Below are 16,874 nucleotides of genomic sequence, written 5' to 3'. Positions count from 1 at the left end.
GTAATCCGGGGTCGTCACAGACCTCGGGTTGCGCCAATGGGCAGTAACGCGGCCCTTAGTCAATAAAGCCAAAAACATCCTCGGCCATCTGTTTGCTCAAGACGCCCTGGGTTCCGTCCTCCGTCACCAGTTGAAATGTCCCATCCGGGTTGACATCAATGGCGGTAGCGCTGGCCAGACTGGACGAAACCCCTGGTTTTTTTACGATGTCCAGCAGCGGTTGTCTGCCATCCACGGTCTGCCCCAGAACAGTGGCCATACCTACGACCGACTTGGAGTTGCTGCCGCCCACAAAGATGACTTTTGCGTCGCTACCCAATGACTGTTCCAGCTTCGCAAGCTCTCGCGATGCGCTCAGGCTGCCAAGACCGTTCTCGACATTACTGCCGAGCAGATGCATCAGGGTACGTTTTTGAAAAACACCGTTTCTAAGGTCGGTTAGAACGATGAGCGCTGAGCAGTCTGACAGTCCGCGTGTAGACAGTACGGCGTTGCCGCCCTCCAGGGTTTCGCTGGCGCCTGCGGGAACGTAAACGGTCGGCGGCTTGACGGGCGCATCAGGCCTGGGAACCCGTAGGGCAGGTGCGGGTAATTCGTAACTGTGCGGGTAAGCAGTTTTCGGTTTTTCGATCAGGGCATCCAGCCATTCTTGCTTGGTTGGGCTCCCCAGGCCTATAGCGCCACTGCCGTCCACGATCTTTATTCCCTGGGCCTCCCATTGGCGCATGACTTCGTCCAGTTTGCCGGTGTACTGACTGGCAGGGCATGCAATATCGGCCCAGGGGTCGACAATCCATGCGTCACCCCATTCGGGGCCGGAAAAGTCCACCGTCGCACCGGGCAGCTCTGCGGGGCCGCCCACCACGGTAAATGCATGCTCATTCCCAGCCCTCCATTCATAGGCTCTGCCGCCGCTGCTGTTGATCGTGTCTTTGGCCAACAGGCTCATCTCGCCGCAGTTTCCAACGCCGCTCTTGAGCGCCATCGTCGCACGCTCCGGCGCTCCGGATGGGTGGGTACGTCGCATCCATTGCAGGGTCTGATGTGCAGCCCTTGCTCGTGCCACGTCATCGGCGGAGCGCACCAGATTGCCTGGGCCAAGCCCCGTGGCCTTGAGCTGCTGGGTTACTGCCTCTTTTGCACGGGTCGCAAAAAATTCATTTTTTTGCGAAACCGACAGTGTGTTGAAGTTGCGGGGTTTGGTCAGCGGTCGAACCTTCGCGGTTTTCAGTGCGATGACCTGTTTCTCAATAGCTCCTCTTGCCTGTAGTTCGTACACGACCTCACGCTTCTGGCCGCTGCTCATTTTTGCCAGCTTGGTTTTCAGCTCATTGATCTGCGGGTCTGTGTGGCCTGACTTTTTCAAGTCGGCGAGAGCCTTATCGAGGGGGGGCAATGCGACAAAATCGGCGTCGATCGGCAGGGCGGCAGAGCCTTGGCGTGCGTAGAGTTCGGCGCGGTATTTCTTGCCCAGCTCAATATTGAAGTCGTTAAGGTCACATTTGATGAAGCGCACCTCCCCGGTCTGACCTGGGGTTATTTTTGCTGTATAGAATTGCGCAGTGTCTGCCTCGATCACCAGGTATTGAGCCGTGTCACCCGCTACTGGACTGGTGACGACGATGCCTCTGAGTTCGCGCGAGTCTTTACAGACGCTGCTGATATTTCCCAGCTTTACGACATAGGTATGGTCACGCAGGAATTCACTTTCGGTCCTGTCAACCATGCCGAATCGGGCATCCTTGGTGATAGTGCCGGTGACGATCGACTTGTATTCGATGAAGGGTTTGCCCTGAACTGGCACCAGTTTACTGCCCACCTTGGTCTCGACCACTTCATTCAAGCGTCTTTCGGCAACCACGAACCGCTTACTGTTAAACAGTGATTTTCGCGCGGCTGGGTACAGGCGTGTATGTTCCAGAGATTGCAGTTCTTTTGCTTTATCTCCGGTTAGGTTAGCCAAGGATTTGACGAAACACAGACTACTTGTGTCTCGTCGCATTCTTCCAGAGAAGGACATGGGGGCCGGACAGAATTCTTCGAAACGGTCCAGGCTGCCAGGGCGCGCCGTGGTAGCGAGATCGGTCAACCGATCCGGCTCGCTGGATTCGTAGCGATAGACTTTTTCACCCGCGACCAGATCGAACCCGTCGGAGCGAGCCACGGTGTACGCATCGGGCGGCATCGGTCGTTCAAGCACGAGGGCCGTGGTACCGTCGGAAAAACGCTCGCGTTGCACGGGCAGGTGAGCCTCGGTGATGATCTCCCTGGATACGCCGTTGTTCACCAGCACGCCGGTTGCTTCGCGGGCCGCGGGGCGTGCGAGCGGCCTGGAGGTCGGCCGCACAAAGGGATCTTCGGGGACTTCTGCGGCGTTGCAGGAGAACAGCGCGTTGAGCACACCATCCAGCATTTTGCTTGAGCCGTCGCTTCGTTCGGCTTCGGTATCGCCCGTGTCGGACTTTTCCGCCCCAATTACAGCCTCCGCGAGGCTGGTAACAACGGCAGCTGCGGCGACTGGAGCGGCAATCGGAGCCAGTTTGGCCAGTAACTCGGCGGCAACAGACAGATCGTTGAGCCAGGTATCGCGGGTGACTTCACTGTTGGATTTGATGGTGGTGTCCGCATCAGCACGCATGCGCTGGCTGGTGGCTTTCGTCACTGTGCTGAAAACGTCCTCGTGGATCACGAAGTTGCCCTGATCGATATGGTTACCTTCCAGGTTGTCTGCGGAGCCCGTTGAGAGCCTATCGAGCAAGGAGTCGATGCCTTCTTTCGAACGATCTTTAGGCGCAAGCAGCCCATACAACGGAAGAAACTGCTCCAGCATCGTTTTCAACACGGGAGTGGACGCTCTTTCCTGACGATCTGACAGGGTGAAATGGGACGCCAGGGCCTTGCGTTTGTCAGGGTTTTTGGCATGATCAGCGATCCAGTTATCCATGCTCTCTAAAGAGTCAAAGCGTAAAAAATCCGGGTTGTTTCCAGGTATATACAGTATCTGACGGCCGTCCCGGCGCCCTTTGAGGTAGCGGTATTGGCCATCATCCAGCTCGGTGAAACGCAGGATGTCGTTGGACATGAGGCCGTTGATGTCGAAGGCATGTACGCGTACGACATGTTTTACCGGGCTGAGGGTCCTTATCTGTTCAAGGGACAGTTGTTGATGTACATCCAATGGCACATTGGCGGCAGCTTTCATGACCAGTTCATAGTCCTGGCGAGTAAAGCGTTGTTCCGCCGGTAGCGCTGCCCGTTCGGCCGGTGTGGCTTGTTCAGCGGCCTTCAATTGCTCTCGCGCCTTGAAAATAAACTGGCCTTTGACCGCCGCCCGATAGTCATCAGCGTGCTCTGTCCAGAAATTGTCGAGTTTTTGGGAGATCTGGTTTTGAAAGTCGGTTTTCCAGCTTTCATGCATCAGTTGCGAAGGTGACAGCGCAAGTTCGTTATGAGTGCCATACCCGCCGTTTTTACTTTTGCCCGGGCCGTCTGTATACAGGCCGGCTTCGGAATCGAGGTTGCCGGGGACCCAGTCGTCCTCCGAGAAGTTGTGTAACAAAGCGTCAGGCAGGCGCAGCGAAGAAGTCGGCTCTTCGTTCATATGTTCCCAGCCGGTGACGGTGTTCGCACTCTGGGAACCCTGGAATCGGTTGAGGTAGATCGTATCGGCATCGACCGTTTTGCCGGTGAGTTTGAGAACCAGGGCCTCGGCCCATTTTTTTGCTTCTGCGCGCAAGTTCGGCAAGTCGCGTGCGACGGTTGTCATCAGGTTTTTGTAGTCGGTCTTGTCTCGTCTCGAGCGCGTGATGGCGCTGCTGTAAACGTGTGCCTGGCGGTGCAGATTGTCCAGCGCCTCCGCCGTTCTTGCCCTGGCGGGCCGCAGCGCGTCGTTTGGCGCAGGCGGATCAAAGCTGCCTTTGTGCCGCAACTGATTGACCCTGGTACGAATGTCGGCCGCTGTGGTAGGCGCCTGCTCCCCGTAAAAGTTGGCGACCACCTCAAGCGGCGTGGCGATGAAACCATTGCCCGGGGCGATGCGCAGGCTTTGATCGGGGACGGGGGCAATAACGTTGGCAACGCTCAAGAGGACAGGGGCAATCTCTTTCCAGTCGGAATCATCGTTCAATGAAAAGACCCTCACTGAACTGTCGTCGCGGACCAGTAACTCACCCGTAGACGGCGTGAGTTCGATGAGCGCTGGGTCGATTTTTTGCTCGCGCATCCAGTCTGCTACCAGCGGGTGGTCGAGGAGGCCGCGATACATTTCCAGCCATTTGCCCAGCGTCGAGCCCTCAGGCGCACGAACCCAGGCGGCATCGCTGCCATCCGCTGTCTTGAGAAGCTCTGTGGCGTAAGCCTCGACCAAGCGTTGCTCGTCGATGTTTTGTGCGGCAGGTGGTTGAGGCTCAGGGGTGAGCGATTTCAGGACGGATTGTTGCCTTTCACGCGCTCGACGATAGTCGCCGCGAGGGTCGGCTACGCCGTCCACAAAAGCGCTGAACGTATTATTGCGATTGATTCGGGCACATTGATTGAAAGTGGCCAATGTTGAGCCCACAACCGGGCTTTCGCCGTAGAAAGCCATTACGTCAAACAGGCAGGCCCGTTTGGGTTGCGGGTAACTCCAGTGTCTGTCCAGTCCGGCGGCCAACGTCCTGACGGCTTCCAGGACCTGGGGTGAAGCCAGCTTCCAGCCTGATGCGTCGTTTGATTTAAAAACCTTTTCATCCCCATTAATCGTGCAATGCAGATCGCCACTGATGGGATCAATCGAGATGCTATTCAGGTTGATGGACTGGTCTACCGCAAATCGCGCAAAAGGCTCGGTGTTCAACGTGTGTCTAAAATGCTCTTGGGCCTTTGAGAAGGTTGAGTCTTCAGGGATGTCATGAATCATCAAATAAAAAATTTTATATGGGTCGCTGTTAAGCCCATCGACGTTGTTGATCAGAGCCTGACTGCAAAGTCTTGCCAAGGCACTGTCGCCGCGTTTGAGTTGCTGCGAAACATCCGAGGGGCGCGACGCGGTAAGGGCGGTGATTTCCTCTGGGGTCATTGCTCCGACAGTGCGTATTGCCTCGGCCTGTTTTCTGTAGTTGAAACTATCTGGAACGCGGCCCGGAAGGAGCGAATGAAACGTCCGGTATTCATTCAGAAAGTTGATAAAGAAGCGTGGAGAGCTTGAGCTTTCGTCGAAGCCGGCGTGGTAGAAGCGGCTGATGAGTTCGAGAGAGGCTCTGTTAACGCCAGGAAAGTCTATCGTCGCGACTTTGAGTGGCGTCAGTTGTTTTGCCGCCGTCAGCACTCGCGGAGCAACTGCGTACCAGTCGGACCTGTCGGTCAACGTAAAGACCGCGGGCTTGCCATTGCTGAGGCAGTTCAATGTGCCCGATGGCAAGGAAATCCGTACGGTGGTGACGTCAATCCCTTTACTGGCTGCAAAGGTTTTGAAGGGTTCGCCGGTGAGCAATGCCGAAAGCTTCGACCATGCCAGGCCGAAGGTTGAGAAGGGTGGGATATTGGACACGGTTTCTGGCGCTGGGAGCGCGCGTTTTTCCTCGATGGCGATATAGCGTTCGAGCATTGCGTTGGCCGACAGCAAGGCCAGTTCACTGTCGCCTTGGGTCACTATTGTGCGGGGAGAGGAATTGGTCTCGGTGGACGTGGGTCGCGCTCGGTCTGGGGCTAGAGCGCGCCGGTTGCGTGACAACACGTGTGCGGCGTCATGCGCTACTGTCGCCGCGCCTTGCAGGCTGTCGCTGATCAGTTGGGCATAGGTTTTTCGTACATCTTGGTGGCTGGGCTGATCCAGTAAATGAGCGACTGCCTGGGCCATTCCTGCGTCCTCCAGGGGGCTGCTCGATGCATGCATCAGGTAGAGGATCTGATCGGCAAGGTTGGGCTGGTTCACCGACGGGCGTTGTTCCAAGACACTCAGGACACGTTGTTCGGCAGATGCCGCCGCGCTCGATTGAGGCGGGCTGAAATGAGCGCTTGTGCCGCCAAGATCGGCGTGCATTTTGACTGCCAGTGTTTTCAGCACGTTTGAAACTATCGGTTCAGTGGCAGGTAAGTTCAGGTGTGTTGCGCTGGTGAGTGGTGCAATCTTTGTGTTGAGTGTGTTGACGTTTTTCATGTCGGGCTTCTCGCGTTGACCAATACTGACTTCAGGCGGGTTTCGCTGAGTGGCGTGCGGAGTGTGTAAGTTCCTGTCAGTTGTTCGGCCTGTTGGGCGCGAAGTATCGCAGCGGCTTTTTCGGCTCCGTTCCATGACCGACAAGTTCTGTAATAAAAACGCCATCGCGCTGGGGATTAAATCTCCAGCGGGCTATTTTGGTGCATCTCAACAACTAGAGTAGCCATGGATGAAATACCAACCCTTCAGCCGTACCTTGATTGCCACTGCCCTGGTGTTGACGGTCAGTGGTGTACAGGCCGCTTCCCAGGCCCCGGTGGCCGGTGAAAATGGCATGGTGGTGACGGCCCAGCATTTGGCAACGCATGTCGGCGTGGATGTACTCAAGGCCGGCGGCAACGCAGTGGACGCGGCCGTGGCCGTGGGCTATGCGTTGGCGGTGGTGTATCCGGCGGCGGGTAACCTGGGCGGCGGCGGTTTCATGACCGTGCAACTGGCGGACGGGCGCAAGACCTTCCTCGACTTCCGCGAAAAAGCTCCGCTGGCAGCCACCGCCAACATGTACCTGGACAAGGACGGCAACGTCATCGAAGGCCTGAGCGCCAAGGGCCACTTGGCTGTCGGCGTGCCCGGCACCGTGTCCGGCATGGAGCTGGCGCTGAGCAAGTACGGCACCCTCAAGCGCGCCCAGGTGATTGCCCCGGCGATCAAGTTGGCAGAAAACGGCTTCGCCCTGGAACAAGGCGATATCGACCTGCTGCACACCGCCACCGGCGAGTTTGAAAAAGACAAGGACCTGCGCGGCATCTTCCTGCACAACGGCCAGCCGATGCAGGTCGGGCAGAAACTGGTGCAGAAAGACCTGGCCAAAACCCTCAAGGAAATCTCTGCCAAAGGCACAGATGGTTTCTATAAAGGCTGGGTCGCCAAGGCCCTGGTGGACTCCAGCCAGGCAGGGAAGGGCATCATCACCCAGGCTGATCTCGACAAGTACAAGACCCGCGAACTGGCGCCCATCGAGTGCGACTACCGTGGCTACCACGTCGTTTCCGCGCCGCCGCCGAGCTCGGGCGGTGTAGTGATCTGCCAGATCATGAATATCCTCGAAGGCTACCCGATGGCCGACCTGGGCTATCACTCGGCCCAGGGCCTGCACTACCAGATCGAAGCCATGCGCCACGCTTATGTGGACCGCAACAGCTACCTCGGCGACCCGGACTTCGTGAAGAACCCGATCGAGCATCTGCTGGATAAAAACTACGCCGCCAAACTGCGCGCAGCCATCGAACCGCAAAAGGCCGGGGATTCCCAGGCGATCAAACCGGGCGTTTCGCCCCATGAAGGCAACAACACGACCCATTACTCCATCGTCGACAAGTGGGGCAACGCGGTCTCCGTCACCTACACCCTCAATGACTGGTTCGGCGCGGGCGTGATGGCAAGCAAGACCGGTGTGATCCTCAACGATGAAATGGACGACTTCACCGTCAAGGTCGGCGTGCCGAATATGTACGGGCTGGTGCAGGGTGAAGCCAACGCCATCGCCCCAGGCAAAGCGCCGCTGTCGTCGATGAGCCCGACCATCGTGACCAAGGATGGCAAGGCCGTGATGGTGGTGGGTACGCCGGGTGGCAGCCGCATTATCACTGCGACCTTGCTGACCATCTTGAACGTGATCGACTACAAGATGAACATCCAGGAAGCCGTGGATGCGCCGCGTTTCCACCAGCAGTGGATGCCGGACACCACCAACCTTGAGACCTTCGCGGTCAGCCCGGACACCCAGAAGCTTCTGGAGAGCTGGGGTCACAAGTTTGCCGGGCCGCAGGATGCCAACCATTTGGCGGCGATCCTGGTGGGCGCGCCTGCATTGGGCGGCAAGCCGGTGGGGAATAATCGTTTCTACGGGGCGAATGACCCGCGTCGCAATACGGGCCTGTCCCTGGGCTACTGAAGCCTGACGCGGTTAAAAATGTGGGAGGGGGCAGTGTTAAGGTTCAAGCAGGTGTTCCACTGCCGCAAACGCCGCAGCGCGGCGCGCCTCCCAATCCCCTCGAATCACCACCACCGGCTGCTGATGCTGCTGCATCCAGTCCAGGCTTTGCTGGAAAAACGCGCGGCGATCTTCCAGCTCCGGCTGGCAGCGTTGGCCATCGGCTGTCCACTCCACATCTTCCGGCGAGAGCAGCAGGTGCAGGTCGTAATGACGGGCCAGCAGCTCATCGTCGAGCCACGCCGGGTAGTCGCCGAACAGGGTCTTGCTCCACAGCGTGTTGGTGAGCAGGTGGGTGTCGAGAATCAGCAGGTTGGGTTGCTGTTTGCGGGCGGCATCTTCCCAGGCCAGTTGGCCGTGGGCGATGGCCGGGATGTCCGCCAGGGTGGTATCGCGCTGATGGTGGTCGATGAAATGGCGTACATATTCACCGACCATCAACCCGCCGAAGTGTTTGTTCAACTCGGCAGCCAACCAGCTCTTACCGCTGGATTCGGGCCCCGCCAACACCACGACCTTCATGTGCGCAACGCCGGATCGGCGCGCCATTCGCGCCAGCCTTGTACAGCTATCACGGTGAATAGCGCATAGAGACCGGCGGTGAGGTACAGGCCTTTATAGAGGAACAGCCCGACGAAGATGACATCCACGGCAATCCACAGCGGCCAGCATTGCACGCGTTTCTGCGCCATCCACATTTGCGCCACCAGGCTGAAGCCGGTGAGGGCGGCGTCGAGCCAGGGTTGCGCGGCGTCGGTCCAGTGGGCCATGGCGGCACCGAGCAGCAGGCTGCCCACCGCGCCGATCGCCAGGCTGGTCATGATGGCCGGCACGCCCAGGCTCGTGACCTGGCGGCCCTGCTTGACCTCGCCGGCGCGGGTCCACTGCCACCAGCCATAGACTTGCAGCGCGGCGTAGACCACTTGCAGCAGCATGTCGGAATAGAGTTTCACGTCGTAGAACACCCAGGTGTACAGCAACACCATCACCAGGCCGATGGGCCAGCACCAGGGGTTTTGCTTGACCGTGAGCCAGACAGCGATCACCCCCAGGGCGGCGGCGAACAGTTCAAGCCCGGACATGGCGATTCCTTGGGGGAGTGGGAGAGGGCGGTGATTGTAACCACAGGCCAGCAATCTTCAAAACGCAGGAGGGCAAAGGTGGGAGGGGACAGGCCTCCTCCCACCTTTGGAGCAGTGTCAGACCTTGAACTGGCGCAGGAGGCCGTCGAGTTGCTCGCTCAAACCGCGCAAATGCACACTGGCCACGCTGGACTGCTCCGCCGCCAACGCCGTGCTATGGGACAACCCCGCCGCCTGGGTGACGTTCTGGTTGATGTCTTCCACCACATGGGCCTGTTGCAGGGTGGCACTGGCGATTGAGGCGTTCAGGCCGTTGAGGTTGTGCAGGGCCTGGCCGATGGCGGTCAGGCTGGCGCCGGCCTGGCCCGCTTGCTCGATGGTCAGTTGCGAAGCGCTGTGGCTGTCGCTGATCACCTTGACCGCCGCTTCCGAGTGCCCTTGCAGGCGCTCGATCATCGCCTGGATTTCGGCGGTGGACTTCTGCGTGCGTTGGGCGAGCAGGCGGACTTCGTCGGCTACCACCGCAAACCCCCGGCCTTGCTCCCCGGCGCGAGCGGCTTCGATAGCGGCGTTCAGGGCCAACAGGTTGGTCTGGTCGGCGATGGAGCGGATCACTTCCAGCACGCCACCGATCTGTGTGCTTTCGCTGGACAGCGTGCGGATCACTTCCACGGCCTGGCTGATGGTGCTGGAAAGCTGGTCGATCTGTTGCAGGCTACCGTCGATATTGACCTGGCCTTGTTGCGCTTGGGCCTGGGCGTCGCGCATTTCGCTGGCGGCGTGTTCAGCGTTCTTGGCCACGTCCTGCACGCCGTAGGTGACTTCGTTGATGGCGGTGGCCACCAGTTCCATCTGTTGCGACTGCTGCTGGCTGCGGTCATGGGCCTGGCTGGCGTTGTTGCCCAGCTCGGTAGAGGACTGGCCCAAGGCGTTGGCGCACACCTGCAACTGGCTCACCACCTGGCGCAGCTTGGCAGTGAAGCTGTTGAAGTGCTGGGACAGTTGGGTGACTTCGTCACGGCCGTGGGTGTCGAGGCTGCGGGTCAGGTCGCTTTCGCCGCTGGCGATATTGCCCATGGCATGCACCGCCGCCTGCAACGGCCGCACGATGCTGCGCGCAATCAGCGACACCAGCAGGCCCATCACCAGCGCAATGACCAGGCCGACCACTGAGGCTTTCCAGACCTGGGCGGTGAACTCGGCCTGGACGTCGTCTATATACACGCCGGAGCCGATAATCCAGCCCCAGGGTTCGAACAACTGGATATAGGAAGTCTTCGCCACGGGCGCCTGTGCGCCGGGCTTGGGCCAGCGATAGTTGACGATGCCGGCACCCTTGGCTTTTGCCAGGTTCACGAACTCGTTGAACACTGCAAACCCATCGGGATCGCGGATGGCCGAGAGGTTCTGGCCATCGAGCTTGGGGTTGGCCGGGTGCATGATCATCACGGGCGTGAGGTCGTTGATCCAGAAATAGTCGTCGTGGTTGTAACGCAACCCGCGCACCGCGCTCAGGGCTTGTTTCTGGGCCGCGTCGCGGGTCATGACGCCGGTGGTTTCCAGGCCGTGATAAAACGTCAGGATGCCACTGGCGGTCTCGACCACATGTTGGGTCTGTTCGCGCTTGGCTTGGTAAAGGTCGTCGTGGATCTGCTTGAGCATCAGTAAACCCAAGGTCAGCAGCATCAGCACGGCGACTATCAGGATCAGCCAGAGGCGTCGGCTAATCGACATATTGCGCAAACTGTTCATCGTCCTGGCACTCCGGGCTTTTTATAATTGTGGGCGTCGCATCGACTTTTACGCCTTGTCTGATAGGCTTTCGGCCTGTAATCGGAAAACCTGAGTACTGCCTGATTTTCACAGCATTTTTGCGGGCCGGTGTTGACCATCATCAACATTGGGCCTTCAGCGCGCGCGTCGTCAGTGAACCATTAAAAAAGACTAGTAAGGCATGCCACGGCGCATGACCTTTGGGGGAAGCATGGATTTTTGGACCGCCATTCAGGCATTGATTCTTGGTGTAGTGGAGGGGCTTACAGAGTTTCTGCCGATCTCCAGTACCGGCCACCAGATCATCGTCGCCGACTTGATTGGCTTCGGTGGTGAGCGCTTCGAAGCATTCAATATCATTATCCAGTTGGGTGCCATTCTGGCCGTCGTCTGGGAGTTTCGCCGCAAGATCCTGGACGTGGTCGTCGGTTTGCCGACTCAGCGCAATGCCCAGCGTTTCACCGTGAACCTGATCATCGCCGTGCTACCGGCCGTGGTGCTGGGGGTGATTTTCGCGAACGCGATCAAGCATTACCTGTTCAACCCGATCACGGTGGCTTCCGCCTTGGTGGTGGGTGGCGTGATCATGTTGTGGGCTGAGCGGCGCGAACATACCGTGCATGCTGAAACGGTCGATGACATCACCTGGAAAGATGCCCTCAAGGTCGGCTTTGCCCAGTGCCTGGCCATGATCCCCGGTACCTCGCGCTCCGGCGCCACCATCATCGGCGGCCTGCTGTTCGGCCTGTCACGCAAGACGGCCACCGAGTTCTCGTTTTTCCTGGCCATGCCGACCATGGTCGGCGCGGCGCTGTACTCGGGCTACAAGTACCGCGACCTGTTCCAGCCGGCGGACCTGCCGGTGTTTGCCATCGGGTTTATCACCTCGTTTATTTTCGCGATGATCGCGGTCAAGGGCCTGCTCAAGTTCATCGCCAGCCATAGCTACGCGGCGTTTGCCTGGTACCGCATCGGTTTTGGCCTGCTGATCCTGGCGACCTGGCAGTTCGGTTGGATCGACTGGGCGGCGGCCAAGGCATGAGCATCCAGCACCCACGCTTGAAGGCGGCGCTCTTTGTGCTCTTGTGCGCGGCGCCGCTGTTGGGGTCGGTGCTGGTGTGGCAACGCGGTGAAACCGTGGTCCCGCTGGCGGCCTATGGCGTGGTCAGCGTGATCGCGTTTTTCCTGTACTGGAGTGACAAACGCAAAGCGCAGACCGACAGCTGGCGCACCCCGGAAAACATCCTCCACGCCGTGGAGCTGGCGGGCGGTTGGCCGGGGGCGTTGATTGCCCAGCAGGTGTTCCGGCACAAGACACGCAAGGTGTCTTTCCAAGTGCTGTTCTGGGCGATTGTGCTGCTGCACCAGGTGTTCTGGTTGGACCAGCTGTTCCTCGGCGGCACGTTACTGTCAGTCCTCTAGCAACAAGCCGATCTGCGTGCGCTTGGGCAATTTGCTCACCACCAATTGGTGGGAACGCTGCAACAAGCCACGCAGTTCCTCGGCGCCCAGCGGGTAGGGTGTGTTCATGATGATCCACTGCGCACGCGCCAGATACGGCGCCGGGTGGATGCCGGGACGGTCGACGTGGCCCAGGAACAGCTCCTTGTCGACCTTGAACGCCAGCGAATCACCGCGCAGGTTTTGCAGGGCGAACATCTTGTTGCCGGCAATCGAGAACACCCGCACACCGCCCCATTTATAGTCTTCCCGCGCACCCGGCAGGCTCAGGCAGAAGGTGGCGACTTGTGCTTCGGTCATTTTCATAGCAGACGGTCTCCGCAGCTTTTAAAGCCTTCTTCCAGGTAATCGATCCAGGCACGAATGGCCGGCAGCACGCCGCGCCGGTGCGGGTACACGGCCTGTAACCAGCCGCCCGGCAGTGACCATTCCGGCAGCAGCTGCACCAACTGGCCGTTGGCCAATTCTTCCTCGCAATACATCATCGGCAGCACGGTGAAGCCCAGGCCCATGATGGCGCTGGCCTTGCGCACGTTGAAGTCATCAACGCCCAGGCGCGCCTCCATGATCAGGTCATGGGGCGTGCCCTGGGGATCGAGAATACGTTGGTGCACCATGCGGTCCGCCTCCAGCGCGCCGAGTATCGGCAACTGCTTGAGGTCATCGAGGGTGTTGATCTGGCGGCCGTGCAAGAAGTTCGGGCTGGCAACCAGAGCGGTCTGGGCCGGGCGCAGGCGTTTGGTGACGAGCAACGGGTCTTCATCGCCCAGCTCGCGCACGCGCAGCGCGACGTCGATGCCTTCGGCCACCAGATCGACGCGGCGGTTGACCAGGGTCATTTCCAGCTGAACCTGAGGGTGCGCTGCGAGAAATCCAGCGACTACATCCGGCATGATGTTGTTTGCCAACCCCACCGGGCACGTCACCCGCAACCGGCCACGGGGTTCGCTGGACATGCTGGCCACGGCCTCATCGGCCATCTCGGCTTCCAGCAGCATTGCCTGGCAGTGGCGCAGGTAGCGCTCGCCGACGGCGGTGAGGGTCAGCTGGCGCGTGGTGCGTTGCAGCAGGCGCGCGCCCAGGCGTTCCTCCAGCTCGGCAATCCGCCTCGACAAGCGTGATTTGGGAATGCCCAGCAGCCGACCAGCGGCAGCGAAACCGCCGGCTTCGACGACTTTGGCAAAATAGTAGAGATCGTTGAGGTCTTGCATGGCGCGCCTATTGTCCTGTCAGTGGGACAAACTATCGCATTGCAGGCGGCTTATCGAGTATTGGTTTCATGCGTAGCATCACCACCATCTGATCGCCCTAGTCGATCCCACCTCGGAGATCCATCATGAAACTGTTGCATATCGATTCCAGCATCCTCGGCGACAACTCCGCTTCCCGTCAGCTCAGCGCCGGCGTAGTGAAGGCCTGGCAAGCGGCTGAGCCGAGTGTGGAAGTGACTTACCGTGACCTGGCCAGCGACGCGATCAACCACTTCTCCGGCGCCACCCTGGGCGCGTTGGGCACCGCCGCTGATCTGCGTGACGCTGCGCAAAAGCACGAAGCTGAACTGAGCGCTTCGTCCCTGGCTGAATTCCTCGCTGCTGACGCCATTGTGGTCGGTGCGCCGATGTACAACTTCACCATCCCGACCCAACTGAAAGCCTGGATCGACCGTATCGCGGTCGCTGGCCAGACATTTCGTTACACCGAAGCGGGTCCGGAAGGCCTGTGCGGTAACAAGAAAGTGATCATCGTATCCACCGCTGGCGGCTTGCATGCCGGTCAAGCCTCGGGCGCGGCCCATGAAGGCTATCTGAAACTGCTGTTCGGCTTCCTCGGCATCACCAACATCGAAATCGTGCGGGCCGAAGGCCTGGCTTACGGTGATGAAGTTCGCAGCAAGTCCCTGAGTGACGCTAACGTACTGATCCAAGAGCAATTGTTCGCTGCCGCGTAAGGCTTGTGTAAATAAAGCCTTCTCTCGGTTTCAATCTGAAACCGAGCGCCTAAACTCTGTATTCTGTTCGCCTGAACGCGACCGGACTACGGAGTTTTTTCGTTTACCCGCTGTCTCCTTTGATGTGGCCCAGGTTGTGCAAGCATGGGTTCAATACCCTGGACTTTTCATTCGACATGTCGGTTCTCACGCAGCAAAGGTGGACATCCCCATGATGCGTCTTTGTGCTGTTCTGGTTCTTTCCCTGCTCGGCAGCCTGATTTCAGTGCATGCCGCGCCCGCGCCGCACCCCCATTGGAGTGTCGGCTTTCATCGCATGACGTTTCTTGATCCGCTCGACCTGCAGCCCATGAAAGCCGTGGCGTTCTACCCATCTACCGGTCTGGAGCACACTACGCAGTTGGGCGCCTATCACGTCGCCGCCACCGAAGATTCCAGGATTGCCATTGGCCGTTTCCCGATGCTGATGCTGTCCCATGGCAACACCGGCACGCCGCTGGCCCTGCATGACCTGGCCACGTCCCTGGCGCGTAAAGGCTTTGTGGTGGTGGCGGTGCTGCATCCCGGCGACAACTACAAGGACCACAGCCGTCTGGGCACGCTGAGCAATCTGTATGGGCGGCCGATCCAGATTTCCGAAGCGATCACCGCTACCCTGGCGGACCCGATGCTGTCGCCGTTTGTGGATATTGACCAGGTGGGCGTGATCGGCTACTCCGCCGGGGGTGAAACCGCGTTGATCCTCGCCGGCGCCAAGCCTGATTTCGACCGCCTGCGCCGCTATTGCCAGGAACGCCCGGAAGACCGCGACGCCTGCACTACCAAAGGCGAGTTGGTGGTGGACCGTGACGACTTGCAGCCGCAATCCGACCCGCGTATCCATGCGTTGATGCTGATGGCGCCATTGAGCCTGATGTTTGGCCGTCACACCTTGGCCGATGTGCATGTGCCGGTGCTGCTCTACAGCGGCGACGGTGACAAGCTGGTGGCCGTGGACAAGAACGCCGAAGCCCTCGCGCGCAAATTGCCTGAGCCGCCGAATTTCAAGCTGCTGGCCGGCGCAGGGCACTTCGTGTTCATGGCGCCGTGCGACAGCGATCAACTGGCCGCCATGCCGGCCATCTGCACCGACGCGGACGGTGTTGACCGCGAAGGCATCCACCGCGACTTGATCTCAGAGGCCGGGCGCTTTTTCGCTCACGCCCTCAGTGAGCCTTCTCGCGCTGGCTTACAGACCGCCGATCAGTAAGCCTTGCGCTTCAGCAGCAAGGTCACGCCCAGTGCCGTGACCGAAAGCAGCGCCGCGCAGAAGAAAATCCAGCCATATCCCAAGTTCAGCGCCACAAAGCCCATCAACGGCCCGGCAATCGCCAGCGCCAGGTCAAAGAACACCGCATACGCACTCAAGCCCGCGCCACGGCTGCTATTGGGCACTTGTTTGATGGCTTCTACACCCAACGCCGGATACACCAGCGACAGACCAAAACCCGTCAGTCCAGCGCCGATCAATGCGACGCCGGTGGACGGCGCCAGCCACAATAAGGTGAGGCCGAGGGTTTCGATAACCATGCACGCGATGGCGGCGTTGAACCCGCCAAAGCGGCTGATCGCCGAGATAAACACCAGGCGCGACAGGATAAAGCACACGCCAAACACCGAGAGGCAGTACGCCGCGCCTTCCCAGCCACGATTGAGGTAGTAGAGGGTAATAAAGGTGGTCAGCGTGCCGTAGCCAATCGAAGACAGGCACAAACTGGCCCCAAATGGCGCGATACGCCCAAACACTGCCCAGAATGGCAGGCGTTCGCCGCGCACCACCGGCACCGAGGGCTTGTTGCGGATCAGCATCAGACCAAGTGCCGCGAGCACGGTCAGGGCAATCCCGAGGCTGTTGTAGCCATACTCGGCCACCATCACCACGCCCAGCGGTGCACCGATGGCGATGGCGCCGTAGGACGCAATGCCGTTCCATGAAATCGACCGCGCCGTGTGCTCTGCGCCAACCTGGCCCATGCACCAACTGATGGTACCCACGCCGATCAGGCCTTGGGCCACGCCCAGCAACAGCCTTGCGACGATCAGAATGCCCAGGCTCAAGCTGTGCGTACTTTCCAGCAGCGTCGCGAAAAATGTCAGTACACCGCTGACCAAAATACCCGCCAGCCCCAGCACAATCGCACGTTTGGTGCCGACGTTGTCTGACATCCGCCCAGCCATGGGGCGGCTGAGCAGGGTCGCCAGATACTGCGAACCGATGGTGATCCCAGCCACCACGGCGCTGAAACCCAATTGTTCGTGCACGTAGCCGGGGATGACCGCAATCGGCAGGCCGATGCAGATAAAGGCGATAAAGGTGTAGAAGACGATGGAGACGATCTGCAAAGTGATCGACAGAGAGGAGGGGGCGGCGGTTGACATGGGCACTCGTTCGCGGGCGGGCGGTGAGGGCATCATGGCAAGGGAGTGGGGGAAAAGGAAGCA

Annotated in this window: 12 protein-coding genes; 5 read left to right on the top strand and 7 right to left on the bottom strand. The window is 59.5% G+C overall.

Annotated elements, in window-relative coordinates; translation table 11 throughout:
- Positions 1-55 precede the first annotated feature (55 nt).
- A complete protein-coding gene (locus AB3G88_RS13805) occupies positions 56-6,136 on the bottom strand; it encodes a dermonecrotic toxin domain-containing protein (RefSeq protein ID WP_480454385.1) in 6,081 nt (2,026 codons plus the stop codon).
- 229 nt (positions 6,137-6,365) lie between these two features.
- On the opposite strand from AB3G88_RS13805, the gene ggt reads away from it, so the two are divergent.
- Positions 6,366-8,090, top strand: coding sequence for a gamma-glutamyltransferase (gene ggt, locus AB3G88_RS13800; RefSeq protein ID WP_480454383.1), 1,725 nt, complete (start codon positions 6,366-6,368; stop codon positions 8,088-8,090).
- A gap of 36 nt (positions 8,091-8,126) precedes the next feature.
- On the opposite strand, the gene AB3G88_RS13795 is transcribed toward ggt, so the two are convergent.
- The 3 genes from AB3G88_RS13795 to AB3G88_RS13785 form a co-directional block, all read right to left on the bottom strand.
- A complete protein-coding gene (locus AB3G88_RS13795; protein ID WP_112195426.1) occupies positions 8,127-8,651 on the bottom strand; it encodes an AAA family ATPase in 525 nt (174 codons plus the stop codon).
- Positions 8,648-9,211, bottom strand: a complete 564-nt coding sequence (gene pnuC, locus AB3G88_RS13790) for a nicotinamide riboside transporter PnuC (RefSeq protein ID WP_032891136.1) — start codon at positions 9,209-9,211, stop codon at positions 8,648-8,650. Before pnuC ends, AB3G88_RS13795 begins: the two co-directional genes overlap by 4 nt.
- Before the next feature lie 117 nt (positions 9,212-9,328).
- Positions 9,329-10,963: a methyl-accepting chemotaxis protein gene (locus tag AB3G88_RS13785; protein WP_191948047.1), complete on the bottom strand. Its 1,635-nt coding sequence runs from the start codon at positions 10,961-10,963 to the stop codon at positions 9,329-9,331.
- A gap of 232 nt (positions 10,964-11,195) precedes the next feature.
- Here AB3G88_RS13785 and AB3G88_RS13780 point away from each other — a divergent pair, with 232 nt between their 5' ends.
- Together AB3G88_RS13780 and AB3G88_RS13775 are read left to right on the top strand one after the other, a co-directional pair.
- Positions 11,196-12,026, top strand: a complete 831-nt coding sequence (locus tag AB3G88_RS13780) for an undecaprenyl-diphosphate phosphatase (protein ID WP_191958385.1) — start codon at positions 11,196-11,198, stop codon at positions 12,024-12,026.
- Entirely contained in the window at positions 12,023-12,406 is a 384-nt protein-coding gene (locus AB3G88_RS13775; protein WP_122305684.1) for a DUF1294 domain-containing protein, read from the top strand. Before AB3G88_RS13780 ends, AB3G88_RS13775 begins: the two co-directional genes overlap by 4 nt.
- On the opposite strand, the gene AB3G88_RS13770 is transcribed toward AB3G88_RS13775, so the two are convergent.
- A complete protein-coding gene (locus AB3G88_RS13770; RefSeq protein ID WP_012723994.1) occupies positions 12,395-12,751 on the bottom strand; it encodes an MmcQ/YjbR family DNA-binding protein in 357 nt (118 codons plus the stop codon). The genes AB3G88_RS13775 and AB3G88_RS13770 overlap by 12 nt on opposite strands.
- Positions 12,748-13,656: a LysR substrate-binding domain-containing protein gene (locus tag AB3G88_RS13765; RefSeq protein WP_400524280.1), complete on the bottom strand. Its 909-nt coding sequence runs from the start codon at positions 13,654-13,656 to the stop codon at positions 12,748-12,750. The genes AB3G88_RS13770 and AB3G88_RS13765 overlap by 4 nt, the downstream gene beginning before the upstream one ends.
- A gap of 125 nt (positions 13,657-13,781) precedes the next feature.
- Between AB3G88_RS13765 and AB3G88_RS13760 the strand changes: the two genes are divergently transcribed.
- Both AB3G88_RS13760 and AB3G88_RS13755 read left to right on the top strand, forming a co-directional pair.
- Positions 13,782-14,393 carry an FMN-dependent NADH-azoreductase gene (locus AB3G88_RS13760; RefSeq protein WP_112195420.1) on the top strand — a complete coding sequence of 204 codons (612 nt, stop codon included), beginning with the start codon at positions 13,782-13,784 and terminating at the stop codon, positions 14,391-14,393.
- A gap of 211 nt (positions 14,394-14,604) precedes the next feature.
- A complete protein-coding gene (locus AB3G88_RS13755; RefSeq protein WP_480454380.1) occupies positions 14,605-15,642 on the top strand; it encodes an alpha/beta hydrolase family protein in 1,038 nt (345 codons plus the stop codon).
- On the opposite strand, the gene AB3G88_RS13750 is transcribed toward AB3G88_RS13755, so the two are convergent.
- The gene (locus tag AB3G88_RS13750) at positions 15,636-16,811 is read right to left on the bottom strand and encodes an MFS transporter (RefSeq protein WP_480454379.1); all 1,176 of its coding nucleotides are present in this window, start codon (positions 16,809-16,811) and stop codon (positions 15,636-15,638) included. The genes AB3G88_RS13755 and AB3G88_RS13750 overlap by 7 nt on opposite strands.
- Positions 16,812-16,874 lie beyond the last annotated feature (63 nt).

Source organism: Pseudomonas arvensis (assembly GCF_056688935.1).
The sequence above is the reverse complement of the archived record's forward strand: the minus strand, read 5'-3'. Positions and strand labels throughout refer to the sequence as shown.